25 protein-coding genes and 1 riboswitch are annotated in these 26,868 nt (G+C 52.3%); of the genes, 3 read left to right on the top strand and 22 right to left on the bottom strand.

Features of this window, described 5'->3' with window-relative positions:
• The first annotated feature begins 591 nt into the window (after positions 1 to 591).
• Entirely contained in the window at positions 592 to 2,184 is a 1,593-nt protein-coding gene (gene serA / locus ACE5KN_RS11590; RefSeq protein WP_375523551.1) for a phosphoglycerate dehydrogenase, read from the top strand.
• A gap of 365 nt (positions 2,185 to 2,549) precedes the next feature.
• Here the strand turns inward: serA and ACE5KN_RS11585 are convergent, their stop codons facing one another.
• The 8 genes from ACE5KN_RS11585 to ACE5KN_RS11550 form a co-directional block, all read right to left on the bottom strand.
• Positions 2,550 to 3,971 (bottom strand): ATP-binding protein, encoded by a 1,422-nt coding sequence (locus tag ACE5KN_RS11585; protein WP_375523550.1) that lies wholly within the window; start codon positions 3,969 to 3,971, stop codon positions 2,550 to 2,552.
• Position 3,972: 1 nt separating this feature from the next.
• Positions 3,973 to 4,689, bottom strand: coding sequence for a response regulator transcription factor (locus tag ACE5KN_RS11580; protein WP_375523549.1), 717 nt, complete (start codon positions 4,687 to 4,689; stop codon positions 3,973 to 3,975).
• Between the two features lie 144 nt (positions 4,690 to 4,833).
• Positions 4,834 to 5,580: a pseudouridine synthase gene (locus ACE5KN_RS11575; protein ID WP_375523548.1), complete on the bottom strand. Its 747-nt coding sequence runs from the start codon at positions 5,578 to 5,580 to the stop codon at positions 4,834 to 4,836.
• A gap of 81 nt (positions 5,581 to 5,661) precedes the next feature.
• Positions 5,662 to 6,192, bottom strand: coding sequence for a spore maturation protein (locus tag ACE5KN_RS11570; protein WP_375523547.1), 531 nt, complete (start codon positions 6,190 to 6,192; stop codon positions 5,662 to 5,664).
• Between the two features lie 13 nt (positions 6,193 to 6,205).
• On the bottom strand, positions 6,206 to 6,826 hold the full coding sequence (locus tag ACE5KN_RS11565; protein WP_375523755.1) for a nucleoside recognition domain-containing protein: 621 nt from the start codon (positions 6,824 to 6,826) through the stop codon (positions 6,206 to 6,208).
• A 37-nt stretch (positions 6,827 to 6,863) separates the two neighbouring features.
• Positions 6,864 to 8,048: a D-alanyl-D-alanine carboxypeptidase family protein gene (locus ACE5KN_RS11560; protein WP_375523546.1), complete on the bottom strand. Its 1,185-nt coding sequence runs from the start codon at positions 8,046 to 8,048 to the stop codon at positions 6,864 to 6,866.
• Between the two features lie 158 nt (positions 8,049 to 8,206).
• Positions 8,207 to 8,707 carry a GerW family sporulation protein gene (gene ytfJ / locus ACE5KN_RS11555; protein ID WP_375523545.1) on the bottom strand — a complete coding sequence of 167 codons (501 nt, stop codon included), beginning with the start codon at positions 8,705 to 8,707 and terminating at the stop codon, positions 8,207 to 8,209.
• Between the two features lie 138 nt (positions 8,708 to 8,845).
• Positions 8,846 to 9,577 carry an SDR family oxidoreductase gene (locus ACE5KN_RS11550; protein WP_375523544.1) on the bottom strand — a complete coding sequence of 244 codons (732 nt, stop codon included), beginning with the start codon at positions 9,575 to 9,577 and terminating at the stop codon, positions 8,846 to 8,848.
• 164 nt (positions 9,578 to 9,741) lie between these two features.
• Here ACE5KN_RS11550 and ACE5KN_RS11545 point away from each other — a divergent pair, with 164 nt between their 5' ends.
• Positions 9,742 to 10,677: an AraC family transcriptional regulator gene (locus ACE5KN_RS11545; RefSeq protein ID WP_375523543.1), complete on the top strand. Its 936-nt coding sequence runs from the start codon at positions 9,742 to 9,744 to the stop codon at positions 10,675 to 10,677.
• Positions 10,678 to 10,744: 67 nt separating this feature from the next.
• On the opposite strand, the gene ACE5KN_RS11540 is transcribed toward ACE5KN_RS11545, so the two are convergent.
• The 14 genes from ACE5KN_RS11540 to ACE5KN_RS11475 all read right to left on the bottom strand — a co-directional run bounded on the left by ACE5KN_RS11540 (position 10,745) and on the right by ACE5KN_RS11475 (position 23,504).
• On the bottom strand, positions 10,745 to 11,458 hold the full coding sequence (locus ACE5KN_RS11540; RefSeq protein WP_375523542.1) for a DUF2953 domain-containing protein: 714 nt from the start codon (positions 11,456 to 11,458) through the stop codon (positions 10,745 to 10,747).
• Positions 11,459 to 11,618: 160 nt separating this feature from the next.
• Entirely contained in the window at positions 11,619 to 12,230 is a 612-nt protein-coding gene (gene scpB, locus ACE5KN_RS11535; protein ID WP_375523754.1) for an SMC-Scp complex subunit ScpB, read from the bottom strand.
• Positions 12,199 to 12,993, bottom strand: a complete 795-nt coding sequence (locus ACE5KN_RS11530; RefSeq protein WP_375523541.1) for a segregation and condensation protein A — start codon at positions 12,991 to 12,993, stop codon at positions 12,199 to 12,201. The genes scpB and ACE5KN_RS11530 overlap by 32 nt, the downstream gene beginning before the upstream one ends.
• 69 nt (positions 12,994 to 13,062) lie before the next feature.
• Positions 13,063 to 13,527 carry a 6,7-dimethyl-8-ribityllumazine synthase gene (gene ribH, locus ACE5KN_RS11525; protein WP_375523540.1) on the bottom strand — a complete coding sequence of 155 codons (465 nt, stop codon included), beginning with the start codon at positions 13,525 to 13,527 and terminating at the stop codon, positions 13,063 to 13,065.
• 49 nt (positions 13,528 to 13,576) lie between these two features.
• On the bottom strand, positions 13,577 to 14,809 hold the full coding sequence (locus ACE5KN_RS11520) for a bifunctional 3,4-dihydroxy-2-butanone-4-phosphate synthase/GTP cyclohydrolase II (protein WP_375523539.1): 1,233 nt from the start codon (positions 14,807 to 14,809) through the stop codon (positions 13,577 to 13,579).
• A 44-nt stretch (positions 14,810 to 14,853) separates the two neighbouring features.
• On the bottom strand, positions 14,854 to 15,516 hold the full coding sequence (gene ribE, locus ACE5KN_RS11515; RefSeq protein ID WP_375523538.1) for a riboflavin synthase: 663 nt from the start codon (positions 15,514 to 15,516) through the stop codon (positions 14,854 to 14,856).
• 308 nt (positions 15,517 to 15,824) lie between these two features.
• A riboswitch (FMN riboswitch) is annotated at positions 15,825 to 15,997 on the bottom strand.
• Positions 15,998 to 16,114: 117 nt separating this feature from the next.
• Positions 16,115 to 16,564 carry an IDEAL domain-containing protein gene (locus ACE5KN_RS11510; protein ID WP_375523537.1) on the bottom strand — a complete coding sequence of 150 codons (450 nt, stop codon included), beginning with the start codon at positions 16,562 to 16,564 and terminating at the stop codon, positions 16,115 to 16,117.
• 215 nt (positions 16,565 to 16,779) lie between these two features.
• Entirely contained in the window at positions 16,780 to 17,214 is a 435-nt protein-coding gene (locus tag ACE5KN_RS11505; protein ID WP_375523095.1) for a peptidylprolyl isomerase, read from the bottom strand.
• Between the two features lie 130 nt (positions 17,215 to 17,344).
• Positions 17,345 to 18,673 (bottom strand): diaminopimelate decarboxylase, encoded by a 1,329-nt coding sequence (lysA, locus tag ACE5KN_RS11500; RefSeq protein WP_375523536.1) that lies wholly within the window; start codon positions 18,671 to 18,673, stop codon positions 17,345 to 17,347.
• Positions 18,674 to 18,795: 122 nt separating this feature from the next.
• On the bottom strand, positions 18,796 to 20,430 hold the full coding sequence (locus ACE5KN_RS11495; RefSeq protein WP_375523535.1) for a spore germination protein: 1,635 nt from the start codon (positions 20,428 to 20,430) through the stop codon (positions 18,796 to 18,798).
• A 190-nt stretch (positions 20,431 to 20,620) separates the two neighbouring features.
• Positions 20,621 to 21,376, bottom strand: a complete 756-nt coding sequence (gene sigF, locus ACE5KN_RS11490) for an RNA polymerase sporulation sigma factor SigF (RefSeq protein WP_375523534.1) — start codon at positions 21,374 to 21,376, stop codon at positions 20,621 to 20,623.
• A gap of 15 nt (positions 21,377 to 21,391) precedes the next feature.
• Entirely contained in the window at positions 21,392 to 21,847 is a 456-nt protein-coding gene (gene spoIIAB, locus ACE5KN_RS11485) for an anti-sigma F factor (RefSeq protein ID WP_375523533.1), read from the bottom strand.
• Positions 21,844 to 22,197, bottom strand: coding sequence for an anti-sigma F factor antagonist (gene spoIIAA / locus ACE5KN_RS11480; protein ID WP_375523532.1), 354 nt, complete (start codon positions 22,195 to 22,197; stop codon positions 21,844 to 21,846). Before spoIIAA ends, spoIIAB begins: the two co-directional genes overlap by 4 nt.
• 128 nt (positions 22,198 to 22,325) lie before the next feature.
• Positions 22,326 to 23,504: a D-alanyl-D-alanine carboxypeptidase family protein gene (locus ACE5KN_RS11475; RefSeq protein WP_375523531.1), complete on the bottom strand. Its 1,179-nt coding sequence runs from the start codon at positions 23,502 to 23,504 to the stop codon at positions 22,326 to 22,328.
• A 662-nt stretch (positions 23,505 to 24,166) separates the two neighbouring features.
• Between ACE5KN_RS11475 and ACE5KN_RS11470 the strand changes: the two genes are divergently transcribed.
• On the top strand, positions 24,167 to 26,761 hold the full coding sequence (locus ACE5KN_RS11470) for a beta strand repeat-containing protein (RefSeq protein ID WP_375523530.1): 2,595 nt from the start codon (positions 24,167 to 24,169) through the stop codon (positions 26,759 to 26,761).
• The last annotated feature ends 107 nt before the right edge of the window (positions 26,762 to 26,868 follow it).

The raw sequence follows: 26,868 nt of genomic DNA, 5'->3' as shown, positions 1-26,868 counted from the left end.
ATTTCCTTCTCGGTCCTCTGCTATTTATTCATTTAGCATCATAGCCAATTTCCCATCATTATTCAAGGCATCGCTATACCTGATCTGCCGTGCCGACATGCACTTCAGAGCCCTCCGACGGCAAGTCTTTTTGCCTATTGACATGCTCATGTAAGCCATGATACATTATGAAAAAATTTATTTGTGAGCATAGACATTGACGGAGAGAAGGCGCTGCAGGTTCTTTCAGAGAGCCGGTGGATTGGTGCAAACCGGCGGCAGGCGGCATCCCTTTAGCGCTCCTGAGTTATTGCCCCGAAATTTTCGGTTTTTGCTGAGAATAGTAGGCGCAGTCGGCGGAAGGCCGTTATCCTTCTGGTCATTCAGACCGTTAAGGCTGTCCGTTGCGAAACGGCTGCGAATTAGGGTGGTACCACGATAACTCTCGTCCCTTACTATGGATATAGTATGCGGGTTGGGAGTTTTTTTAATGCCTTGGCACCCCCGCGCCGTATCTCAGCGCTGTCGGCAGGGTAACCGCCCTTTAATCCTTTGGTACTGTAATGCGCCAATGTATCTCACAGCAATTATCTTTTGAGGAGGAAACGCAAAATGTACAAAGTGCTAGTATCGGATCCGATCAGCGACATGGGGATTCAACAGTTGGTGGACGCAAATGATGTGACAGTGGACAAAAACACGGGCTTGACCGAAGATGAGCTTGCAGCCATCATCGGGGAGTACGACGCGCTGCTTGTCCGCAGCCAGACGAAGGTTACCGAACGGATCATGGCCGCAGGTACCAGGCTTAAAGTAATCGGCAGAGCCGGCGTTGGGGTCGACAACATTGACCTGGAAGCCGCCACACAGCGCGGCATTATCGTCATCAACGCGCCGGACGGCAACACCATTACGACGTGCGAGCATACCTTTGCCATGATGATGGCACTGGCCCGCCATATTCCGCAGGCCTACGCCAAGACGATCGGCGGCACCTGGGACCGCAAATCCTTCCTCGGGGTCGAGCTGCGCAACAAGACGCTGGGTGTTCTGGGCATGGGCCGGATCGGCAGCGAAGTGGCCAAGCGCGCCAAAGCGTTCGGGATGAACATTCTGGGCTACGATCCTTTCCTGACTGAAGAGCGTGCCGAAAAGCAAGGAGTCAAGCTGGCGAGTGTTGATGATATCGTCCGTAATGCCGACTTCATCACCGTTCACACGCCTTTGACACCGGAGACACGCCATATGATCTCCAGACCGCAGTTCGAGGTCATGAAAAAAGGAATGCGGGTGATCAACTGCGCGCGCGGTGGTGTAATCGATGAATTCGCGCTTGTGGAGGCCATCAATGAAGGTATCGTCGCCGGTGCGGCATTCGACGTATTCGAATCCGAGCCGCCTGCTCAGGATCATCCATTCCTGAATCATCCGAACATCATCGTGACTCCGCACCTTGGCGCATCAACGGTGGAAGCACAGGAAAATGTGGCTATTGACGTGTCCGAACAGGTTCTTCATATCCTGCGCGACGAGCCGTTTAAAAATGCGGTCAACATGCCGCCTGTCGCACCTAGCGTGATGAACAAGCTGCAGCCTTATTTCAGTCTCGGTGAGAAGCTCGGCAGCTTTGCCGCCCAGATCACCACGCAGGCTGTGCGCGAAATTCATATCGAGTATGCCGGCGACCTGTCCGAGGACGACACCCAGCCGTTGACACGTTATATCCTCAAGGGTGTGCTGCGCCGCCACCTTGGCAGCGATGTAAATATCGTCAACTCGATGCATCTTGCCAAATCGCGTGATGTCGGCTTTGTCGTGACCAAGGCTCTCGCTACCAAAGGCTTTACGAACCTGATCAGCGTCACTCTGAAAACCCAGTCCGGTGAAGAACGCCGTGTGGCTGGCACCCTGCTTGCCGGTTATGGCGAGCGTATCGTCAGACTGGACCAGTTCCCGGTCGACGTTGCGCCGGAAGCTCATCAGGTGCTGATTTCCCACAATGACAAGCCAGGCATCATCGGCCGCGTCGGAACCCTGCTCGGACAAAACGATGTCAACATCGCATCCATGCAGGTCGGCCGGAAGGTGATCGGCGGCGAAGCCATCATGATACTGACCGTGGACAAAGCCGTCCCTAAGCAAGTGCTCATCGAGCTCGCCGGCCTGTCTGACGTGAATTCCGCCCAGGAGATCGTGCTGGAGTAGTTGTTATATTTTGTTATTTTATTAACTAAAGGTCGAGAACCGGAGCTTTTCGGTTCTCGACCTTTTTTTACTACCCCAACCAAATGGCAAATGAAATGGCCATTTGACCCTCATGCGGGGATATGCACGCAGTCAGCGGAGAGGACGAAGCAATTCCGGAAAAGCGAAGCGTTCGCCTTTGGCCCGAAGGGTCAACAGCGATTGTAGGAATGCTTCGTTCTCGGAGCGCCTCTAAAGAGCAAAAGTAGCGCCTTAGGTCAACAACCCGTTCATTCTGCCATGTTCCACGATGAACAATTTTTTATTTTAAATTTCAACAAAAAAAGCGGATTTCGGGCATTTTCAGATCTATTTCCGCGTTTATCCTACTTCACAGGCAGCGTTATTGTAAACTCAGAGCCCTGTCCGATGACACTCTCGGCGGTAATGGTGCCATGATGTGCCTCCACGATATTGCGAACAATCGCAAGGCCAAGTCCCGTTCCGCTCTCCTCACCGCGTACCCGCGCTTTATCCGCTTTGTAGAAGCGCTCGAAGATATAGGGCAAATCCTCGCTCGGTATGCCCACACCCTCGTCCCGAATCCGGATGATGATGGATTCTCCCTGTTCATCTGCAGTCCGTCCGGCATGCATATAGATGTGCTTGCCCTCCGGCGTATGTCTGAACGCATTATCAAGCAAATTGGTCAGCACCTGCTCCAGTCTGTCTTCGTCCGCAGCAGTCAACCAAAGGGGAGCGCCCGTGATCCGGCATTCAAGCACCAGGCCCCGCTCTTTGGAACGGACGGCAAATTTACGGTGAACACGCTCGACCAGCTCATCCACCCGTACCGGACTGCGGTCAATGTCGATGTGTCCAGCCTCCATTCTCGTCAAATCCAGCAAATCCTTAACAAGCCTGCCCATCCGCAGCGACTCGTCATGGATGACCTGAATCAATTCTTCTGTCTCTTCCGGCGAACCGGCCATGCCGTCCAGCAAAGCTTCACTGTAGCCTTGCATCATGGATAGCGGCGTGCGAATTTCATGAGAGACATTAGCGACGAAATCGGCGCGTACCTTTTCCAGCCGTTCCTCTTCGGTTACATCGCGCAGAACAGCCACCGCCCCCCGGATCATATCATCCGTATACAGAGGGGCCATCTGAACAGACCATACGCCCTGCTTCACATGCACCTTCGCCCCCGCATCCTCGCCGCTCTCCATCACCTGTTCAAACAACGGCTGCAGCGGCTTGGGGACAGCATAGCGCCCTTCCTCATTCCCGCTGTCCTCCCATTTCACTCCCCGCCAGCTGGCGACGGTCTGCTGTCCGGGAGGGTTGGTCAGTATAATTTCACCATTACGGTTAAAGGTAAGCACGGCATCGGTCATACTGCGCAGCACACTGGACAAATGGTTCTTCTCCGCATTCAGGCTGCGGATGGTCGACTCCATTTCGGCGGCCATATGGTTGAAGGTGGTAGCCAAAGCGCCTATTTCATCGCTGCTCACCACCGATACCCGTCTATCATACCGGCCCTTGCGAATCGCGTCTGCCGCTTGAATGAGCTGCTGCATGGGCTGTGTAATTTTGGTGAATAAAAACAGGGCGAAAAACGTCGTCAATAGAAAACCAACGATGCATGTGTATGTAAACAACCGCTTAATGTCCGACGATTCCGCAGCGGCGAAATTGGTATCGATATAAGGAAGCAAAAATAATCCCAGGAAAATAAGCACACAGCCGACCAGGCATATGATTGTGATCCACAACTTGCCGACAAGTGATCTCCAGAAGCTCAATTTATTTCGGGACCTCCAGTTTATAGCCTACTCCCCAGACGGTTGTGATCATGCCTGCCGCCTCCGGCGATACTTTGTTCAATTTTTCACGCAGACGTTTGACATGGGTGTCCACGGTTCGTAAATCACCGAAAAATTCATAATTCCACACATCCTTCAGCAGCTCTTCCCGGGAAAACACCTTATCAGGTGAAATGGCCAAGTAATGAAGCAGCTCATATTCCTTGGGCGTAAGACTGACTTCCCTCCCTCCGGCCGTTACGCGGTGGGCGTCATTCTCAATCACGAGATTAGGAAAAACGATGCTGTTGCTTGGCGTTGTCTCTTTCGTTAAAAACGCCGTTTCCGATGATCTCCGCAGAATGGCCTTGACCCGGAAGATGACTTCGCGCGGGCTAAAGGGTTTTACGACATAATCATCAGCGCCTACCTCAAAGCCCTGCACACGATTAGCCTCTTCACCCTTCGCTGTCAGCATAAGAACAGGAGTAGCCTTTACCTGCCGCAACCGGCTGCATACCTCTACCCCATCCATGCCCGGCAGCATGACGTCCAGCAAAATAATACTGTAATCGCTCGCTGTCGCTTTACGCAGTGCGGTCTCGCCATCCTCAGCCTCATCAATGGTGTAACCCTCTTTCTCAAGATACATGCGCAGCAGCCTTCTGATCCGTTCCTCATCATCTACAACCAGAATGCGGTTATTTTCTTCCGACATATCCAACAACCCCTTATTATGGTAAATACCTCTTTAAACCATACAAAGCCACTTTCTCTATTGTACTATTTTCCGGGATTAGGTCAAATTCAAAAGAAAACAGAGGCTGTTCGCCTCTGTTTTTCCTTTTATCCCAAAAATACGCTACTTCGTTCCCTGACGCTTTTTTTCTGATTTAGCCAGCTGAGTAAGCCGGTTTACCTCGTCTTTGGTCAGCGGCCTGGTCAGTCCCCGCTTCAGATTTTGCAAAAGAAGATCCCCGAAGGCAATCCGCTTTAGCCGGATGACCGGATGAGAAATCGCCTCAAACATCCGTCTGACCTGACGGTTGCGACCTTCATAAATGGTGATCTGAATCACGGATTCTTTGCCGTCCGGATCCACATCCTTGTACTCCACTTCGGCCGGAGCGGTCATTCCGTCCTCAAGCTGAACACCCTGTCTCAGCTTGTCCAGCTCCGTTCCATGCGGGACTCCTTTTACAGTCGCCAAATACGTTTTGGGTACATGGTGCCGCGGATGCGTAAGCAGGTTGGCAAATTCGCCGTCATTGGTCAGCAGCAGCAGCCCTTCAGTATCATAATCCAGTCTGCCTACAGGATAAACCCGTTCTTTCACACCCTTTAAATAATCGGACACAATTTTGCGTCCCTCCGGATCGGAAGCGCTCGTAATGACTCCTTTGGGTTTGTTCATCATCAGGTATACTTTCGATTCCGTTTTAATCGGCTTGCCGTTTACCGTTATGATATCCTGAGCGGGGTCCGCTTTCGTGCCGAGCTCCGTAACGGTCTCCCCGTTAACCTCCACTTTGCCCGCAAGAATGAGCTCCTCGCATTTGCGCCGGGATGCCACGCCTGCCTGGGCAAGAATTTTCTGCAATCTCTCCATGTTCGTGATTTCACCTCATGCTAATGATACCCAGTAGGGCCCAAAATCACAAGTTGAAATCCGGGAGAAGCTTGACAGCGTTCAAAATACGAGCAGACATACGGCAATCGCCGCCGCAAAACCCACGAAATCCGAAAACAGTCCGACTTTCAGCGCATACCGCCCGTTGCGGATGCCGACGGCTCCAAAATAAACTGCGATCACATATAAAGTCGTATCCGTGCTGCCCTGAATGGTGGAGGCCATACGTCCGATCATGGAGTCGGGACCGTATGTACGAATTAAATCTGTCGTGTAAGCAAGGGAGCCGGAGCCTGTCAGCGGCCGCAGCAAACCAAGCGGCAGCACCTCGGGCGGAATATCCCATAAGCGGAACAGAGGCGCAAACCAGCTCAAAATAAAATCAAGCGCTCCCGATGCCCGGAAAACGCTGATCGCCACCATCATGCCGACCAGAGAAGGGATAATGCCTATAGCCGTCGAGAAACCGTCCTTGGCTCCTTCTGTAAAGGATTCGTACACCGGTACCTTCTTCATATATGCGTAAAGGGGGATAAACGCCAGAATAACAGGAATGGCCCAGGCAGAAATGAGATTTATGAATTCAAGCATGCAGCTCCCCCTTTCACATGGACTTGCCCGTCGGCTGTCTTGGCACAGGCGGCTGCCGCCGCAGCCGATTGCGGAACCAGCGGTCAGCGGCGACCGCCGCGAAGGTAGCGATGGCCGTAGCCATCAGTGTGGTACCGACAATTTCAGCGGGCTCTGCGGAATGGTAATTCATCCGGATTGCAATCAGTGTCGTCGGTATGAGCGTAATACTGGCCGTATTCAATGCAAGCAGAGTACACATGGCAGGAGTGGCCGTATGTTTGTCCGGATTTAGCTTCTGCAGCTCCTGAATCGCTTTAAGCCCCATGGGAGTTGCCGCATTCCCCAGTCCGAGCAGATTGGCGCTCATATTGGATAAAATATACCCCATCGCCGGATGATTGCGCGGCACATCCGGAAACAGAAAGCCTATGACAGGCGCAAGCATCCTGGACAGCTTCTTCATAAGTCCAGCGTCCTCCGCGATCTTCATCATACCCATCCAGAATACCAGAACACTGATCAAGCCGAAGCATACGGTGACAGCGGAGGCAGCCCCGTCAAAGGCCGCCTTGGTTACAACGTCCATCTTTCCTTGCACAGCCGCAAATCCGACGCCAACAACAATCATGGCCATCCATATCAAATTAACGATAAGATTCACCGCCTTTCAGTTCTCCTGCAGCTCCCATTTATGCAGAAAATAAGCGCTGCATCACTTCAGTCCAAGCGTCCCTCCATGAGCTGTCGCGCACATTGCCGGACGCGGGAGCGGGAAGCGCTTCTTTGGCCTTGGGAATATAACTGCCCTTCTCGTACACAGGCACGGAGCCGATAAGCTTGCCATCAAGCAGCATGTCAATCCTGCCGCGCAAGCCGAAGGAGGCCCGTTCTGATGTGATACCCCCAGAGGCTGTTTTGGTCAGTACCAGCTTCTTCGTCAGCATTTGTTCCTCCCCTTCGGCAAGGGGATAGGAGAAGGAAGCCCCTGTGACAAAATTATACCCGCTCAAAGGCGTGTTTTTCCGCGTAACTTCCACAATCGGATAATAGCGAAAGCCGTAATCCAGCATCCGGCCATGATCATTCCAGTCGTCTCCGTCGTTCAAAGTAACGGCGGCCAGCTGTCGTCCGTCCCGGGTGGCCGAGCTGACCAGACAGCGGAATGCTTTTTTCGTATAACCGGTCTTCACCCCGTCCGCGCCTTCGTACAGCCGCAGCATCTTATTTTTGTTATGCCAGGAATAGTCCCACTGCTCGTTCGGATTGGGAGCCTTCTTGTTTTCTGTCTTGACGATTTCCCGGAATACCGGGTTCCGAAGCGCATATGCTGTAAGCTTCGCCATATCATTGGCTGTGGAATAGTGGCCTTCCGCGTCGAGTCCGTGCGGATTGGCAAAATGGGTATGCTCAAGCCCCAACTGCTCAGCTTTGGCGTTCATGAGAAACACAAACCCTTCCTCGGAACCGCCAACATGCTCGGCGATCGCTGTGGCTGCGTCGTTGCCGGAACGAAGCATCAGGCCGTACAGCATATCCTCCAGCTTCATCTGCTCTCCCAGCTTCAAAAAGAGGGAGGACCCTTCTTTGCCAAAAGCGTTTCGGGACACGGTAACCTTGTCTTTAAGATTGCCATGCTCTATAGCCACGATGGCGGTCATGATTTTGGTCAGGCTGGCAATTCGCATTTGCTTGTCGCCCTCTTTTTCATACAATATACGTCCTGAAGAAACATCGATCAGCGCTGCAGCTTCCGCATGATTGGCCGGCTCGGGTGGAAGATCTGCTTCCGGAGCAGCCACAGCCGCTGCGGATTCGAATAGAAGGACGATGGATATGAGCAGGCTTATTGAGACAATCCTCTGACGTGTTAACATGGCAATCCTCCGGTTCGCGAATGGTCTTGTACCATTTTATGTACTTGCTGTCGAAAGTATGTCCTTTGCAAAGCCGAAAAATCCTTCCCGCTAAGACATTCACCGGCTGACCCGGAGAAAGCTATTACGGAAAGGATTAAACATCGGCTCAATACAGATTACAGGTAGGATGTGGTAGTACGATCCGTGCTGCTGACCGGAACTTGAGGCGGTATTTGGTTTTCGGTCATTCCGGCTGCTGCAGTTCCACCTGACATACCCGTTCGTCCCATCATGGTCTGGATTTTATCAATCAGTTGCGGCGTGGAGTCGATAATCTTCTCAAAAAGATGGGTCTGATTATCAAGCGGCACGATCTGAACACCTTGACGTCCGACAACGAGGAATGCGATCGGCTGGATGGACACGCCTCCCCCGCTGCCGCCACCAAACGGGTGCCCGGCCTTCACACCTGAAGATCCTGAATGATCCGCTACGTCATCCATCACGTTAAAATCGCTGCCCCCTGCCGCAAATCCGAAACCTACTCTGCTTATAGGCAAAATGACGGTTCCGTCAGGCGTTTCCACCGCTTCACCAACGATGGTGTTGACATCCACCATGCCTTTAATATTTTCCATCGCCGTTTGCATGAGTCCTTGAATCGGATGATCAGACATATAAGCTCCCTCCAGTCGTTAAGCTTGGTTTTTTTCTTCACTTATCATCCCCAAATGCATTTGAGTTATGTAGCACAATTATGGGTTGATTACCTCGCTCCCTGGAGGGGAGTCATTTGTTTCGTTTAACAGGAGGAGTTACGCCTGTGCAGTGGGACGCACGATCATTTCGTTAATATCCACATCGGCCGGCTGCTCCATCGCGAACACAATGGAACGGGCAATCGCTTCCGGTGAAATCGCCTCCTTGTCTCGGTACCTCTCAAGCTCCCCCCTGATCTCCTGATTGGGAATTGCTTCTACAAAATTCGTCTTCACAAACCCGGGGGAAATGATCGTTACGCGCAGTTTATCGCCTGCCTCTTGGCGCAGCCCCTCGGAGATCGCCCGCACCGCAAACTTGGTGCCCGAGTAGACCGCCATGTTCGGGGTAGTCGTAAGTCCTGACGTGGAAGCGATGTTGATGAAATGTCCAAAGCCCTGCTCGCGAAAGACCGGCAGCCCAGCGGCGATGCCGTACAAAACACCTTTGATGTTGACATCGATCATATCCTCCCAATCCTCCACGCGGAGTTCATCAAGGGGGGATATCGGCCCGATTCCAGCATTGTTGAGAAGAACGTCCACTTGACCATACTGTTCACAGGCCAGCTTGACGAGATGGGTCAAGTCGTCACGCTTCCTCACATCTGTACGAGCATAGATGGCCTCACCGCCAACCGCGGTTATACGGGCTGCAAGTGCTTCAAGACGCTCCACCCTGCGTGCACCCAGAACGATTTTTGCTCCTTTTTCGGCGAGAAGAAGTGCTGTTGCCTCACCAATTCCGCTGCTTGCTCCAGTAATGACAACGACTTTTTCTTTAATCATATCAGGTTCCTTCTTTCGTTTTATTTTAGCTTAAATCCCTGTCTGCACTTAAAGTATAGGATGTAGCCCTTTTATACAGGTAGTTCATTCATGTCCGGTTCTTGCCTAATCCTGTACAGCACGGATACAATATGCTTACCAACAGCCGATAAAGGAGCCTGATTATGCACAAATTCGCTCAATCTTCCGACCCGTCAATCTGCCAGCAGGAGTTGGCATGGCTTATTCAACAGCATGCGCCTTCCGATGGTGCTCACGCGTCGGCTGTGCCCGAACTCAGTTTTAGAAGAGCATCTCATGAAACGGAGCATTTCAATTCGGTGAGCGTGCCCTCCTTTTACGTCATAGCCCAAGGAGGGAAGGACGTGACTTTTGGCGGTAAAACCTATAGCTGTGATCCGAGCAACTGCCTGGTCACTTCCGTTCATCTGCCGGTGGTCGGAAAAATCACGCAAGCCTCGCCGCAGCTCCCGTACCTAAGTGTACAATTGGAATTCAGCCAGGATATGATCGTGGACATCCTTAAGTCATCCAAGCCAATGGTGAATGGAACTACCGGTCCCGGCTTGGTCGTGAGCTCATCCACCCCTCCACTGCTTGAAGCGGTAATCCGGCTTGTCCGGCTGCTCTATACACCCGGCGATATTGAGGTCCTTGCACCGCTCATCATCCGTGAAATTCTATATAGAGTCATGCAAGGCGAGCAGGGTGAGATCATCAGACAATTTGCCCTGATCGGCACCCAGGCTCAGCGCGTTGCCAAGGTGATTCACATGATCAACCGTGACTATGCCAAGCCTTTCCTGATTGAAGAATTGGCGAAAGAAGTTAACATGAGTCCCTCTGCCCTGCATAAGCAATTTAAAAAAGTAACCGCCATGAGTCCGCTGCAGTATCAAAAAGCCATCCGGCTGCAGGCAGCACGGCGCTTGCTTCTTACAGAAGACCTTGAAGCTGCTGAAGCCGCGTTTCGTGTCGGTTACGAAAGCCCCACTCAGTTTAGCCGGGAATATGCACGCCGGTTTGGACGACCGCCAATGACTGATATGAAGCAGCTGCGGACCTCCATCATAGAGGAAACAAAAAAGGCTGATCTTTAATAAGACCAGCCTGACTCCGTTTTTGCTTTTGTATCGAAAATATGTAACTGTTCTGAGCCGCACCATTTTAATGTTCCGGCAGATGATCGGACGGTTCTCTGGTAAACATTTTTTTCCATGTTTTAAAACCTCCTGGCACTTTTAAAATGCTGGCCAGCAGCCTGAACAGTGCGATCACCACATAGCCCATGGATATGGAGGCACTGCATACTACATTCGTGGAAAAATAATTCCGTTCATCCCATGAAGGAATGACAGATAAAGCCGGCATGCAGTCATACCGCACATGAGCGGTTGTCCAACCTACAACAGAGCTTTTCAGGGCCCACACTGCTCCGGTCAGAACAGCCGTCTGCGAGCAATCCCGTACTCCCAGCTTGGTTGTCCATTTCAGCTGGGAAAGAGAGAGATGAGCGACCGTTGTTTTTATCCACTGCTTTAAGGAATCCGTACTCTCAAGGAGAACTCGAAAATTTCTTAGCAGCTCCTCAATTTTGCTCTTGTCAACAACCGCCTCGTCCTTGTCCGTTTTATCCTCTCCAACATTGATGTACCTGTCGAGCCTTACCGATATCCCCTTGCGGAACCGGTCGATGAGGACGGAGGGCAATTCGTATTGGAAGCGGACAAGCCCATAAAGCATGTGAATCTGCAAACGGGCATAATCATTATTAGCCTGTTTCAGCACCTCGGCGCGAATCTTGATTCTGGAGAGCAGAACGGCCAGAACCAATAAAATCAAAGCCGCAATAACTATCCATATCCACACAGCAGGCTTCACAGCTTACCTCCTCTCCGTCCAAATACCTGGATGCACATTATGTCGTTTAGTATAGCCTTGGAAGAGGAAAACATTCGTTACAGCTCTGCTCTATGGGCAAAACAAAACAGGGATTCCGCACAGTCGTAACACTGCTTGGGCATCCCTGTCATGAATATAATTAATCTTCTCTATTCCCGATATCATCAAAGGTCAGCTGCTGCTCGTCAAGCTTGCTGAACAGAAGCTGCGTCTCTTCCTCCAGCTGATCCGTATCCTCAAACTGTTCAGGCTGCGGGAGCTCGTCAAGACTGCCGAGCCCAAAGTACTCCATAAACGCTTTGGTCGTTCCGTATAGAATCGGTCTGCCAATGGCGTCTGCCCGTCCTGTCTCTTCGATCAATTCTTTGCTGACAAGTGTATGAATGGCCCGCTCCGATTTTACACCACGTATTTCTTCGATCTCAACCCTGGTGATGGGCTGCCGGTAGGCGATGATCGCCAGCGTTTCCAGAGCAGCCTGGGAAAGGGAGACACGAGCCGGGGAATAAGCCAGCTTCTCGAAATAAGGGGCGTGCTCGGGAAGAGTGGCAAGCTGATATCTGCCGGCCAATTTCAGCATTTGCAGGCCTCTTCCCTCCTTTTGCATGTCATTCTTCATGTCCTCAAGACAATCCGTGACCAGTTCAGAACGCTGCTCCGTTATGTCGGCAATTTGCTTCACGGTCAAGCCTTCTTCGCCAGCCAGAAACAAAAGCCCCTCAATAATCGATTTCAGCGTCGGATAATCTATCAGCACGTAAATCCCCTCTCCACTCCATCACAATATCGTCAAAAACTCTCTCCTGAAAACATACAATCTGCTTCATCTTCATCAGCTCCAGAATGGCGAGAAAGGTCACCACGATCTCATGGCGCTGCATGTCGTCATGCATCAGCCGCGAGAACAGCAGCCTGCTGCCCTGCCCAGCCTTCTCGAACACGGTCAGGACCTGCCTTATCCGATCCTTTACGGAGATTTCATCCCGATGGATCCGGGCCACCGTCGTTCTCCGCTCGGCCCTGCGCAAGGCCCGTTTAAAGGCAGCGATTAAATCTGCCGTATGCAGACCCTGTACCGGGTTAGCCGGCTCGCTTGGAACATAGGAACTCAGATCCTCAGGCTCCTTGCTGAAAATCAGGCTGCGCTCCCATTCCTTTTCGCTGAGATGGCGGGCAATTCCCTTATACTTGCGGTATTCTATCAGCTTCTGCACCAGCTCTTCGCGCGGATCATAGTCCTCGTCCTCGTACATATCATATTCGTCCATGTCGATGACCGGCGGCTTAGGAAGCAGCAGCTTGCTTTTGATCGACAAAAGGGTCGCCGCCATTACCAGAAATTCGCTTGTAACGTCCAACTCCAGCTCCTGCATCGTATGAATATAGTCCATATACTGATCCGTGATTTCACTGATCGGTATATCCTGAATGTCAATTTCGGCTTTTTCGATCAGATGCAGAAGCAAATCAAGCGGCCCCTCAAACGTTTCCAGTTTATAAGTTACTACCGTCAAAGCATTTTTCCTCCCGCCAAATTCACAAACTGCATTGTATCAGAATGTCAGAGTATCCGATAGCCCGAGTCAGAACTGTTTTGTCAAATTAGCCATTTCAATCGCGGCAACGGCCGAATCCCAGCCTTTATTGCCGGCCTTCGTGCCTGCGCGTTCGATAGCCTGCTCAATGTTTTCCGTGGTGACGATCCCGAAAATAACCGGTATGCCTGTTTTGAGATTAATTGCCGCCACACCTTTGGCCACTTCGTTGCACACATAATCATAATGGGTCGTTGAGCCGCGGATGACTGTTCCGAGCGTTATGACGGCGTCGAATTTTCCGCTTTCCGCCATTTTTTGAGCAATCAACGGAATTTCAAAAGCTCCCGGCACCCATGCTACAGAAATCTCTTCATCGGCAGCACCGTGCCGCTTGAGGGCATCAAGCGCTCCGCTCAGCAGCTTGTTCGTAATAAATTCATTGAATCTTCCAACTACAATACCATATTTTAATCCGGAGGATACAAGATTTCCTTCAAAATAATTCGCCATACTGATCATCAGCCTTTCCGAGTTTGGTTTTAGTTATAATCCGACTATATCAACGCTCATTCTGCTCAAGCGTTTCGAACGTAAGAAGATGCCCCAGCTTCACCTGTTTTGTATGAAGATAATTCGAATTATCCTCGTTCTCCGGAATTTGAATGGGCACACGTTCGACCACTTCAAGACCGTAACCTTCCAGACCTTTGATCTTTCTGGGGTTATTGGTCAGCAGCCGGATTTGGCGCACCCCCAAATCCCTGAGCATTTGGGCGCCGATGCCGTAATCACGCAGGTCAGCTGAAAAACCAAGCTTCAGATTGGCGTCTACCGTATCAAGACCTTCTTCCTGAAGTTTATAGGCTTTCAGCTTATTTATCAACCCGATGCCTCTGCCTTCCTGCCTCATATAAAGGAGAATACCGGCGCCTTCTTCTTCAATTTGGCTTAAAGCAGCCGCGAATTGCGGCCCGCAGTCACAGCGGTGCGAATGGAATACATCACCCGTGAGACATTCGGAGTGAACCCGGACCAGAACGGGCTTGGCGGGATCGATCTCGCCTTTGACCAGCGCAACATGCTCCTTGTTGTCCACCTCATTGGAATAGGCCACGGCCTGGAACACTCCGAAATCGGTTGGCATCCGCACGGCCACCTCCTGCTTCACAAGCTGTTCGCTGGCGATCCGGTAACTGATCAGACTTTTAATGCTGATCAGCTTCAAGCCGTGCTGGGCGGCGATCATCGCGAGATCCGGCAGCCGGGCCATGGTACCATCCTCCTTGATCACTTCACAGATCACGCCGGCCGGTGCAGCACCGCTCAGCTTGGCGAGGTCCACAGCAGCTTCAGTGTGGCCTGCCCGTCTTAATACGCCGCCTTTCTTGGCGATCAGCGGAAACATATGGCCCGGTTTGCGGAAATCGCCCGCACCAGCCGCAGGATCAACAAGCGCCTTGGCCGTCATGGAACGCTCCACTGCGGAAATGCCCGTCGTTGTTTGAGCATGGTCTACCGACACAGTAAAAGCCGTACCATGATAATCCGTATTTTGCGACACCATCGGCTTAAGCTCCAGCTCATCAGCCCGTTCCTGCGTGATCGCCACACATACGAGACCGCGCCCCTGGGTAATCATAAAGTTGATCGCCTCGGGGCTTGCCTTGTCTGCGAGCACCACAAAATCTCCTTCATTCTCACGATCCTCATCATCCACCACGATCACAATCTTGCCCTGCTTGAGATCGGTTATGGCATCCTCAATCGAATCAAAAACGATGTCCTGTTCCATGTCTTTTCCCTCCTTGTGTATGCAGTGATGATACCGGGCTTGGCTCAGGAGAACCCGTGCTCGGCCAGGAATTCAAGATCAAGCTGCTTTGGGGCTTGTGTCTGCCGATCTTTCCTGCTGAAGAACAGCAGATGCTCTACATATTTACCGAGAATATCGCATTCGATATTAACAGTATTCCCCGCCCGCTTGCCGCGCAAAGCTGTCGCTTCCAGCGTGTGCGGAATAATGGATACGGCAAAAGACGAATCGTACAACTGAGCTACCGTGAGGCTGATTCCGTCAATGGTTACAGAGCCTCTAGGCACCAGATATTTGAACAGCGCATCGTCATCGGGCATGATCTCATACACGACTGCATTCTGGTCCCGGGTGATACGGACAATCCGGCCGGTGCCATCCACATGCCCCTGCACGATATGTCCGCCGAACCGGCCGCCCGCCGCCATGGCCCGCTCCAGATTCAAGGGATTGCCGGATTGAAGCTCACTTAAATTGCTGTGCCGATACGTCTGGGGCATCACATCCACCGTGAAGCTTCGTTCGCCGATTTTGGTTGCTGTCAGGCAAACGCCGTTAACGGACACACTGTCGCCGATCTTGAGATCCTCAAGCACCACCGCGGCGGAAATCTCCAGCTCCATCGCTTCCCCGCTGCGTGCTGCCTTGCGGAGAATGCCCACCTCTTCAATAAGGCCAGTAAACAACGGCTTCTTCCTCCTTTCTTGTGATGCGAGACCATCATCGGTCCGTATTCTTACAACCGGAATGTTCAGAACAGTAAAAAAGCGTCTATCGACTAAAAAGCCCCCGGCGATTAGATCGCCAGGGGCAGGGATTACAGAGTGAATCAGCTTTCATAGACATGACACAACAAGCTTCAAAAGTTCAGTTCTATGTACATAGAGGCTACAACAAAATAAACCTCCGTACGCATGCAAATTGCTGTAGACGGACTGAACATTTTGAAAATGTGTATGCGAAAGTCAGCGCTCCATTACAGGTGCGCTCATCCACGATCCTTCTCCCATCCAGACTATACTGTCGGTCCCGGATTCGCACCAGGTCCACCATCAACCGCTTGTCACAAGCAGTATCCGGGTCACGGACTGAGCCGCTTGATATAAACCATGTCCATCAAGCGCCATCACCGCCGGTAGGGAATTTCACCCTGCCCCGAAGGATAGATATTCGATTATTTCCATAAGTCGGTTGTAATTGAGCAAATCGTAACACTTTGAAACACAAAAAGCAAGCGGCAGATCCTGAGCCTGCCGCTTGTCCGTTAAAATTCATTCAAATCAATTATGCCTGAAGCTCCATATATTTTTGCGAAAGCTCCTCAAACCATAGCTTATCATTCATCTGCAGCGCCAGGTCGATTAAATCCGCCAGCTCTTCTCTTTCCAGTTCAACATCATCATCAAAGGAAATGACGGCCGCAGCCATCGGGTTATGCTCCGAGCCCTTACGAAAATCATAATCCAGCCGAAGATCGATAACCCCGTCAATATATTCACACTTCAGGAAATATATGATTTCACACATTAGTACTGGACGCACTTCATTCTCCAGAATGCAATCCATTACTTTTGCGGAGTAATGCTGATTGGTAAGGCTGAATTTATGGTCGGCCGCCGGTCTTTCTCTGCCAAAATCGTCCGTGAATTTCAACTCAACCGGGTACAGGTTCATCACTTTGCCCATCTGCTTTTTTGTTATTTCAATTATTTCACTTGTATCCAGGGTAATCATTCGGCACCTCTCCATATTTTCTTATTCCATGTAAATAACGCCGTTGTTTCAGGCCGTATGCCTTTACACCTATATCGGATGTTCGTCCCTAATTTTTAACCCTTAGTTTAGCACTGTTTATTGCTTTGTTCAAAATTAATGCTTCCAAAACAAACAAGGCGATCTATCCCCGGCAGAGTACCGGGAACAGATCGCCTCTTAAACCTCATTTTTTATTACGCTTCAAACACTGTAACTTCCTTCATTTTGTCGCCCTGCTTTACAGCATCAATGTGCTCCATGCCGCTGATCACTTTGCCAAAAACGGTGTGCACACCATCCAGGTGCGGCTGCGGAGCATAAACGATAAAGAACTGGCTGCCGCCCGTGTTGCGTCCGGCATGCGCCATGGAGAGCACGCCTTTTTCGTGTTTGGTTGTGTTAGTAGCTGTTTCGCAATCGATGGTGTAGCCAGGACCGCCTGTGCCGTTGCCGACCGGACAGCCGCCTTGAGCTACGAAGCCTGGAATCACACGATGGAAGCTCAGACCGTTATAAAACCCGCTGTTTGCCAGCTTTTCAAAATTTGCTACCGTATTTGGAGCTTCTTCAGGGAGGAATTGAATCTCAACAACTCCGCCATTTTCAAGCACGATTTTACCTTTTTTCATTTCTTGAACACCCCGTCCATCAAATTTGGCGCCCGGTGGATGTTAATGCTCCGTCCGGACTGCTGTCAGAAGAGACATCAGACTACAGTTTACTATGGATCCCTGCAATTGGCAAAGTCTTCTGTTTCCTTTACACAAGTGTGCGGCTGCTCACACGCTCAGGAATAAGATCGTTGCGCACCAGGTCTTCATAACTCTCGCGGCGTACAACAAGCTCTGCCTTGCTGTTGGCCGCAAACACGACGGCAGGACGGCGAATCCGGTTGTAATTGCTTGCCATGGAGTAGTTATAAGCCCCGGTGGATGACACAGCAAGCAGGTCACCGCTCTTCACTCTTGGCAGCTCAACATCCCAAATGAGCATGTCACCGCTCTCGCAGGCCTTGCCGGCGATGGATACCGTTTCCTCGGCCGGATCATTCGCGCGGTTGGCCAGCATCGCCTCATATTTCGCCTGATAAAGGGCTGGTCTCGGATTATCCGTCATGCCTCCATCGACGGAAACATATTTGCGCACCTCGGGAATATCCTTGATGCTTCCGACCGTATAGAGCGTGGTGCCTGCATCACCGACGATGCTGCGGCCAGGTTCGATCCAGATTTCCGGCAGCGTTGCGCTGATTCCGGCAAAATGGGTTTTGACCGCTTTGGCAATGGCTTCCACATAACGGGACACCGGCAGCGGAGTATCTTCGTCCGTATAACGGATGCCGAAGCCGCCGCCAAGATTAATAACCTTAAATTCCGCCCCGAGTTCTTCTTTTACGGACTTTGTAAAGGCAGCCACACGCTCGGCGGCAACCTCGAAGCCGTCCACCTCGAAAATTTGGGAGCCGATGTGGGAATGGACGCCGAGCAGATTCAGCTGACTTTGCTGAAGGGCCAGCTTAACAGCTTCCATGGCTGCCCCGTTGCCAATATCGAATCCGAACTTGGAATCGGTCTGCCCTGTCGAAATATATTCATGCGTGTGAGCCTCTACGCCCGGCGTCACGCGCAGAAGAATATTGGTCCGCATGTTCCGCTCGGCGGCAAGCGCCTGCAGCAGGTGCAGCTCAGTCAGGTTATCCACAACAAAACAGCCGATCCTGGCGTCAAGCGCCATTTCCAGCTCGGCGGGCGTTTTGTTATTTCCGTGGAAATGAATGCGTTCAACGGGAAACCCAGCTTGAAGAGCAGTGTACAGCTCACCGTCAGAAACTACGTCCAGGGACATTCCTTCTTCTGCAGCGAGGGAGCACATCGCCACTACACAGAACGCTTTGCTTGCGTAGGCCACCTGAAAAGAAAGCCCCGTCGCGCGGAAAGCTTCGATAAATTCACGGCAGCGGCGGCGAACCAGCTGCTCGTCGACAACATAAAGCGGTGTGCCGAACTGCTCTCTCAGCGCAGTCGCGTCACAGCCGCCTATTTCCAAATGCCCTTGGGCATTGATTTTGCTGGTACCATGTAAATACATTTCCTGGGGCCTCTCTTTCTGGAACAGCTCTAATTCCAAAGAATGTTTACATAAGTATAGCAAAAAATGCGCAGCGGGCAACGGATTTTTGTGCGGAAACCGTCCCGGTTTCAGCCTATCCTTCAGGTGCCGCCTTGATGCTCAGGCATGCGTGTGGAATCGCGCGGCTTATTATACGACGGTCTCTTTTCATCCTCCATCACGGATTTACGGATAAGGATGGACAGCATGCCCTTGGCACTGAAAGGAATAAAGGGCCACATATACGAGGAATTGTAGGAACGGTGTACCGTAAGCAGCACAAGAATGGCGGTTACGCCGATCACAAATCCTTTGATTTTAAAGGCAGCCACCAGTACCAGCAGCACGAGCCGTATCAAACGGTTGGCAAGCCCGAGCTCATAGCTTGGAGTTGCAAACATCCCGATTGCCGCGATCGCCATATACAGAACCACCTCGTTAACGAACAGTCCGGTCTGGACAGCAATATCGCCGATCAGAATGGCTGCGATCAGTCCCATGGCGCTGGCAAGAGGTGTCGGCGTATGTACAGCCGCCATTCTCATCAGATCCACCCCGAACTCAATCAGCAGAAACTGAATGATCAGGGGCAGCTTCGCGGCCTTCTGAGGACCAATAAAGTCGAGTATAGGCGGCTTCAGCTCAGGGCTGATCACCATGAGCATCCAGAGCGGAAGCAAGAACAACGAGGCAAAAATGCCGGCAAAACGGATCCACCGCAAATAACTTCCCATAAACGGAGACTGTCTGTTTTCCTCCGCATGCTGGCACAAATCAAAAAAAGTTGTGGGCAAAATCATGACGCTGGGGGACGTATCGACAAACAGTACAACCCTTCCCTCGAGCAAATGGGAGGCCACTACGTCCGGACGCTCCGAATAACGCACGAGCGGGTAAGGGTTCCATTTTTTGTCGGTCATCGCCTCCTCAAGCTGCTTGTCAGCCAGCGGGATGCCGTCAATAACAATCTTTTTAACTTTGGCTCTGACCGAGTCCACCAGCTTTTTATCCGCAATATCATCAATATAAGCAAGGCATACATCAGTGCGTGTGCGGCGGCCAACCTGCATGATTTCATATTTAAGCCCCGGGTCTCTCAGACGCCGCCTTACCAGCGCGATGTTCGTCATCAGCGTCTCCGTGAAGCCGTCTCTTGCTCCCCGTACAACTTTCTCAATGGTCGGCTCCTCAGGCCCTCTTACGGGATACGAACGGGTATCGACAAGAATCGCCTGGTGCGCTCCATCGATAAAAAAAGCGCTCACTCCGGTCAGCACTTTGTTAATGACGGCAGACATCTTGTCCTCCAGCTCCACCTGAACATGCGGGATAAAGCGTTCAAAGTATGACTCCAGCGCATTGGAAGAGATGTCCCCAGGCGATACATAACTGAGCCGGTCAAGCACTTCGGACAGAAGCAGTGAATTGGCAAATCCGTTGATAAAGAAAATGCCTACCTTTCTGCCCCCAAAATTCATTTCCCGCAGAACCACATCAAAGGATTTGCCAAGCCCCACAGTATCCTGCAGCGTCTGCTTGATATCCTCCATGCTCACAGGAATCGTATCCTCTTCCTGCCAATACAGCACGGATTCTTTGACATTATTGGAGATTTCGTTGTCTGCCTTCTCCTGATGCCGCTTGCGGGCTTCAGCATCCTCCCCGTGTCCGCTCTCCCGGGTTGGCGGGTGCTGTACAGCCTCTGTATCTCCTTCATGCTGTGTAGTGTGATTCATTCGCTCTATATCCCTCCTCAGCTGTCCACTAATGTTAGTATGAGGAAGCTGACGGATTTTATCCTTATTACAAAAGCTCTTTTCGTGAACATGAATTGTTATTGTGATAGCAAAAAAGACATCTGCACACTCGCGGCAAGCCGCGGGTGAACACATGTCCAGAATTATAGATTTATCTGCAGCGCTTATATTATTGGGCAATCTGGTCCTTGATGGACTGCAGTATTTTTTTCTCGAGGCGCGATACCTGCACCTGTGATATGCCAAGCCTGCTGGCAACCTCGGACTGGGTCTGGTCCCGGAAATACCGAAGATATACGATGAGCCGTTCCCGTTCGGTCAGTCCCCCGATCGCTTCATTCAAAGCAAGTTTGTCAAACCAGCGCTCCTGGGAATCGTCCGCAATCTGGTCCATAAGCGTAATGGGGTCGCCGTCGTTTTCAAAGACAGTTTCATGAATGGATGTAGGCTGTTTGTTGGCTTCCTGGGCGAATACGACATCCTCCGGCGACACCCCGAGCTCATCGGCAACCTCCTTGATCGTCGGCAGACGATTCAGCTGCTTGGAGAGCTCGTCCCTTTTTTTCCGGACCTTGTTGGCCATTTCCTTCAGGGATCGGCTTACCTTCAGCGTTCCGTCATCTCTGAGAAAACGCTGAATTTCACCTATAATCATAGGTACGGCGTAAGTGGAAAATTTGACATCATAGCTGAGATCAAACTTGTCCACCGATTTCAGAAGGCCGATACATCCGATCTGAAACAAATCCTCCGGCTCATACCCGCGGTTCATGAAACGCTGCACCACAGACCATACCAGCCGGATGTTGCTGTTCACCAGCTTGTCACGGGCACTGTTGTCGCCCGTCTGGCTTAAGGCAATCAGTTTTTTGACTTCCCCATCATCCAGATAAGTGTTAGTACCGCGCTTGATTTCAGCATTCATAGGCCCAACCCCTACCTAATTATATAAAGCTTTCTTGGATTCGATCCTTTTCTTCATCCGAATGACCGTTCCGCCGTTCAGTTCGCTGGTCACTTCAAACTCGTCCATAAAGTTTTCCATGATGGTGAAGCCCATGCCAGACCGCTCCAGCTCCGGCTTGGAGGTATACAGCGGCTGCTGCGCAAGCTCCAGGTCCTCAATTCCCTGACCCGAATCCTCGATCACGAGTGTGACGGTATCCCCTTCGATGCCCGCTCTGATTGTTACAATACCTGAAGGATCATTATTGTACCCATGGATGATACAATTGGTTACCGCCTCGGAGACGACCGTTTTCAAATCACTCAACTCATCCATGGTAGGATCGAGCTGTGAAATAAAGGCCGCTACTGCTACACGCGCAAAAGACTCATTTTCCGACTTGGCCGCAAACTGCAGCGTCATGAAATTGCTTCCACCCGTTTCTGTCATGACACGACCTCCATTCCCGAGAGAGCCACCTCTTCGTTCTCGTAACAAGTCATGATTTTGAACAGTCCTGACATTTCAAGCAGCCTGTAAACTGCAGGAGTTGCATCACATACCGCCATTTTGCCGTTCTTTTGCTTAAGGAGCTTATACCGGCCCAGAATGACCCCCAGCCCTGAACTGTCCATGAACTGCAAATCCTTAAAATTCAGAACAAGATGCTCGCATTGCTGGCGCATAATCGCCTCATCGAGCTGTGCCCGCACCTGATCCGAAGTATGATGATCCAGCTCACCGGCCAGTCTGGCGATCAGAACCCCCCGCTGATAATCCATCTCCACTTTCAGCTTCATGTTTGCTTCACTCTCCTCCCTGACTTGGACAAGGATTTCTACGAACCAATGATAGAATCCTGCCCTGCGACAAAACTAGAAGAAAACTGTGCCCAATCTACAAAAGCAACCCCCACGGGCGATTCATGTCAGGAAAACAGTTTGGAGGTGGTGCGTTTAAACAGTCTCCACCAGCCTGCCTTCTCCACGGCAACCGGAGACTTCAGCTCGAATTCCTTCAGCTTGGCATTATTTTGGTAAACAATCAGCTTGCCGATCACCTCTCCTTTTTTGAGCGGCGCTTTGATCCCGCTGTCCAACTGAACTTCGTGACGGATCTCCTCTTGACGGCCGCCCTTTTTGACAAGAACGCTGTAAGGCTTATCCGCTTTAATCGTTAATTCCGGAACCACCCCTTTTTCAATGCTCAGCTTGCCGATCTCGTCACCCTGGTTATACAACGATTTCATGGCATATTGAGAAAACGCATAGTCAAACATGGAGGCGATCTCACTATTGCGGGTTTTGGTGTTGGGTTCCCCGAGCACCACTGCCACAACGCGCATTCCGTCACGCTTGGCGGTAGCGGAAAGGCAGAATTTAGCTTCGGAAGTATAGCCTGTTTTCAAGCCGTCGGCTCCTGTATAAAAGCGGACCAGCTTATTGGTATTAACCAGCCAGAACGGTTTATCACTGCTTTTGCGCAGATAGTCCTGATACGCTCCGGTATATTTCGTAATCTGCGGATATTTCAGCAGCTCGCGGCTCATCAATGCGATATCGTGTGCAGAGGAATAATGATCCTTGGCCGGCAGGCCGTTGCAGTTGGCAAAATGTGTGTCGTTCATGCCGAGCTCCTTGGCTTTATCATTCATTAAACGCACAAATGCCTGCTCTGACCCCGCAATCTTCTCCGCCATCGCTACAGAAGCGTCATTACCCGAGGCCATGGCAATCCCTTTGAGCATTTCCTCAACGCTCATTTCCTCACCCGGCTCCAGAAAAATCTGCGACCCGCCCATGGAGGACGCATATTCGCTGGCCCGGACAGGGTCCGTCAGCTTCAGCTTCCCATTCTCCAGCGCCTCCATCGTAAGCAGCATCGTCATGATTTTCGTGATGCTTGCCGGAGGCAGCTTATCATGGCTGTTTTTCTCGTAAATGATCGTACCGGTGTACGCATCCAGCAGGATAGCAGAGCTGGATTGAGGTGCCAGGGATACATCGGCTTGCTGTGCGCCTCCTTTCTCTTCGGCAGAAGCTGGCGGCAGCAGCAGACCGGCGCTGATGCTGAATACGAGCAATAAAGATAGACTGATTTTCTTCATGTTCGGTACCTCCCTACTAACATTGCGGAAGAACGCCGGTTGTCGGAAACGGACGGCGCCTGCCGTATACTGCTATCCATTGTCGTCAATCGTCCAGCAAATTATTCCAGCCAAAAGGGAATGTACACAAAAAAAGCGTCTGACTATTAAGCAGGCACTGAAAAATCTATGTGATACCGCTCATGTCAGCGCACGCAATATGGACTTATATGCTCTTGGATTTGGTTGAATCGCTTGTAATAGAAGATGTTTTTGGCAACAGGGTCCGGCTATAACACACTTGTTGAGAACGCCTTTTTTCCTCTTCTCCGTCAAGAGTACACAACTTTTTGAACGGCATGGACAAAGGCCAACACTTTTATAGAAATGCGAGAATAGATTACTACGTGGAACTTCTATTGTAAGAAAACGCCTTTCGGCGTGCTTTGGCAGCAGTTATAAAGAGTTCCACATTATTTCTTAGTATTCATGGGCAATTCTACTTTTTTAGTGAAAAAGAGGGGGGAACGATAAAACTAGAAAATTGCTTCGGCTGATCTTTATATGCCACTGTTTAGATCCATAGAGTAATGAAACCGCCCTCTGACTCCGGAAGAGGCGGCAGCAAATCCTCTTCTGTTAACCTCAAAGAACTCACTTGACGAAAAGGGGGACAAGCACAAATGTCGCAATCCAATCTACCCAATATCACCCCGATTATATCTGTTACCAGAGATGATGCACTTAACCTGCTGTTATCTTCTATCGCTCTCGAAGAGCTTGCTTTAAGTCACATTCTCAATGCAGAAGGTGAAAAAATACAATACGTCCTGGGAACGCTGCCTGGCATAAGCGGACCATCACCCACAGTGAGCGAGCTCTTGGCCGTCAATGACAGTGTCAGAAGCACGCTCAAGGAAGCAACCAAGAAAGAGTGGGTCCTCCAAAACAAGCTGGATAGTATTTTGTCCCAGCTTCCCGGAGAGTTTTTCTTTAATGTGAATGGTCAAAACGGTTCGGCTACTGTGACAAACGGAGAAAGCATTAACTTTTTTTCCGACACGCTGCAAATCGAAGTCACGAAAGGATCGGCAAATGTCCGTATAGAAGTGCCAACATCCGCGATCGGGGCCACGGGGGCGACTGGCGCGACTGGCGCGACTGGTGACACCGGGGCCACCGGAGCTACTGGCTCTACCGGGGCCACGGGCGTTACTGGACCGACCGGAGCTACAGGCGAAACCGGGGCGACGGGCGCTACGGGCGACATCGGGGCGACTGGGGCCACGGGTGACACCGGAGCGACTGGGGCCACGGGGGCCACAGGCGACACCGGAGCGACTGGAGTCACGGGCGTCACCGGCGATACCGGAGCCACGGGCGACATCGGGGCGACTGGAGCCACGGGCGACACCGGGGCGACTGGAGCCACAGGTGACACCGGAGCGACGGGGGCCACGGGCGACACTGGACCGACGGGAGTCACGGGCGATACTGGGGCGACTGGCGCTACGGGCGACACCGGCACGACGGGAGCTACAGGCGACACCGGCACGACGGGAGCGACAGGCGATACCGGAGCCACCGGGGCTACGGGCGCGACTGGAGCCACGGGCGACACCGGAGCTACAGGCGACACCGGAGCCACAGGCGACACGGGGGCGACTGGCGCTACGGGAGCCACAGGCCATACCGGGGCTACCGGGGCCACGGGCGACACGGGAGCTACCGGAGCCACTGGAGCCACGGGAGCCACAGGCGATACCGGGGCTACCGGAGCCACGGGCGGCACTGGAGCCACAGGCGACACCGGCGCTACGGGAGCCACGGGCGATACTGGCGCGACGGGGGCCACGGGCGACATCGGAGCGACCGGAGCCACGGGGGCCACAGGCGATACCGGAGCGACTGGAGTCACGGGCGTCACTGGGGCGACTGGCGTTACGGGCGACACTGGCGCTACGGGCGGTACTGGCGCGACCGGGGCCACGGGCGATACCGGGGCCACGGGAGCTACCGGAGCCACAGGCGACACTGGGGCGACAGGGGCCACAGGCGACACCGGAGCGACTGGCGCTACGGGCGTCACTGGAGCGACTGGCGCTACGGGCGACACTGGCGCTACGGGCGGTACTGGCGTGACTGGAGCCACCGGTGATACCGGAGCCACAGGCGACACTGGCGCGACCGGGGCCACGGGCGATACCGGAGCCACAGGCGACACCGGGGCTACCGGAGCCACGGGTGACACCGGAGCGACTGGGGCCACGGGCGACACCGGAGCCACGGGCGACACCGGAGCGACTGGAGCCACGGGCGACACCGGAGCCACGGGCGACACTGGCGCGACCGGGGCCACGGGCGAGACTGGCGTGACTGGCGCTACGGGTGACACAGGAGCAACGGGGGCCACGGGTGACACCGGAGCGACTGGGGCCACGGGGGCCACAGGCGACACCGGAGCGACTGGAGTCACGGGCGTCACCGGCGATACCGGAGCCACGGGCGACACTGGACCGACGGGAGTCACGGGCGATACCGGAGCCATCGGCGCTACGGGCGCTACGGGCGACACCGGAGCCACTGGAGCCACAGGCGACACTGGGGCGACTGGAGTCACGGGCGTCACCGGCGCGACGGGGGCCACGGGCGACACCGGAGCCACCGGAGCTACGGGCGTTACAGGCGTGACTGGAGCCACGGGCGCTACCGGGGCCACAGGTGCCACAGGAACCACAGGTGCCACGGGTACTACGGGAGCCACTGGCTCCACTGGGGCGACCGGACCTCTGGTGGCAGCGAATGGGTTCTCTGCTTTTGTAGGTTCTATTACCGGAATAGTGACCGACACTCAAATCAGTGGTTTTACAGTGACCAGCCCTCATTACTCCAATACTGGATTTAACCCTGCCACAGGTACGTTCACAGTCCCGCAAACGGGAAGATACAGCATTAAGGCGACAATTAACTATTCAACCACCGCAGCCCTTTCTCTCTCTCTTGGCCCAGGGATCAATCCGGCATTTGTCGTAAGAAGAACATCGCCTTCCACTTCGAATCTGATAGCCGGACTTTTCCCAATATTAAATATTAGCGTGACTCTGCTGACGCTGCGGGCTGTACTGGGGAGCGGTACTGTAACACTCACCGGAGATGTCGAGCTGAATCAGAATGATGTGCTTGGACTGTTCTATGTTTCATCAGGGCTTACCATCGGGTTAAATTTAGGTGGCAGCTCCTCAGCAGGCATCGTATGGTCTATTCATCAGATTGCTTAATCGTTTTTGAGCTTTGACATGAACGGCGGTTAATCCGCCGTTTTGTTCCTAATAGAGTGCAGAAAGGTACTATGCTCTAGCACTTTTTCTTCGGGTTTATGATTAGA

It is taken from the genome of Paenibacillus terreus (genome assembly GCF_042138595.1).
Lineage (GTDB): Bacteria > Bacillota > Bacilli > Paenibacillales > Paenibacillaceae > Paenibacillus > Paenibacillus terreus.
The sequence above is the reverse complement of the archived record's forward strand: the minus strand, read 5'-3'. Positions and strand labels throughout refer to the sequence as shown.

Bases quoted from the DNA above. Each gene is read 5' to 3' on its own strand.
- ACE5KN_RS11475 (WP_375523531.1), bottom strand. From the start codon at position 23,504: ATGAAGAAAATCAGTCTATCTTTATTGCTCGTATTCAGCATCAGCGCC.
- ACE5KN_RS11560 (WP_375523546.1), bottom strand. From the start codon at position 8,048: ATGTTAACACGTCAGAGGATTGTCTCAATAAGCCTGCTCATATCCATC.
- ACE5KN_RS11505 (WP_375523095.1), bottom strand. From the start codon at position 17,214: ATGAAAAAAGGTAAAATCGTGCTTGAAAATGGCGGAGTTGTTGAGATT.
- serA (WP_375523551.1), top strand. From the start codon at position 592: ATGTACAAAGTGCTAGTATCGGATCCGATCAGCGACATGGGGATTCAA.
- sigF (WP_375523534.1), bottom strand. From the start codon at position 21,376: ATGAATGCTGAAATCAAGCGCGGTACTAACACTTATCTGGATGATGGG.
- ACE5KN_RS11545 (WP_375523543.1), top strand. From the start codon at position 9,742: ATGCACAAATTCGCTCAATCTTCCGACCCGTCAATCTGCCAGCAGGAG.
- ACE5KN_RS11570 (WP_375523547.1), bottom strand. From the start codon at position 6,192: ATGCTTGAATTCATAAATCTCATTTCTGCCTGGGCCATTCCTGTTATT.
- lysA (WP_375523536.1), bottom strand. From the start codon at position 18,673: ATGTATTTACATGGTACCAGCAAAATCAATGCCCAAGGGCATTTGGAA.
- spoIIAA (WP_375523532.1), bottom strand. From the start codon at position 22,197: ATGAAGCTGAAAGTGGAGATGGATTATCAGCGGGGGGTTCTGATCGCC.
- ribH (WP_375523540.1), bottom strand. From the start codon at position 13,527: ATGGCGAATTATTTTGAAGGAAATCTTGTATCCTCCGGATTAAAATAT.
- ACE5KN_RS11470 (WP_375523530.1), top strand. From the start codon at position 24,167: ATGTCGCAATCCAATCTACCCAATATCACCCCGATTATATCTGTTACC.
- ACE5KN_RS11510 (WP_375523537.1), bottom strand. From the start codon at position 16,564: ATGATTACCCTGGATACAAGTGAAATAATTGAAATAACAAAAAAGCAG.
- ACE5KN_RS11520 (WP_375523539.1), bottom strand. From the start codon at position 14,809: ATGGAACAGGACATCGTTTTTGATTCGATTGAGGATGCCATAACCGAT.
- ACE5KN_RS11495 (WP_375523535.1), bottom strand. From the start codon at position 20,430: ATGAATCACACTACACAGCATGAAGGAGATACAGAGGCTGTACAGCAC.
- ACE5KN_RS11580 (WP_375523549.1), bottom strand. From the start codon at position 4,689: ATGTCGGAAGAAAATAACCGCATTCTGGTTGTAGATGATGAGGAACGG.
- ACE5KN_RS11575 (WP_375523548.1), bottom strand. From the start codon at position 5,580: ATGGAGAGATTGCAGAAAATTCTTGCCCAGGCAGGCGTGGCATCCCGG.
- ACE5KN_RS11550 (WP_375523544.1), bottom strand. From the start codon at position 9,577: ATGATTAAAGAAAAAGTCGTTGTCATTACTGGAGCAAGCAGCGGAATT.
- spoIIAB (WP_375523533.1), bottom strand. From the start codon at position 21,847: ATGACAGAAACGGGTGGAAGCAATTTCATGACGCTGCAGTTTGCGGCC.
- ytfJ (WP_375523545.1), bottom strand. From the start codon at position 8,707: ATGTCTGATCATCCGATTCAAGGACTCATGCAAACGGCGATGGAAAAT.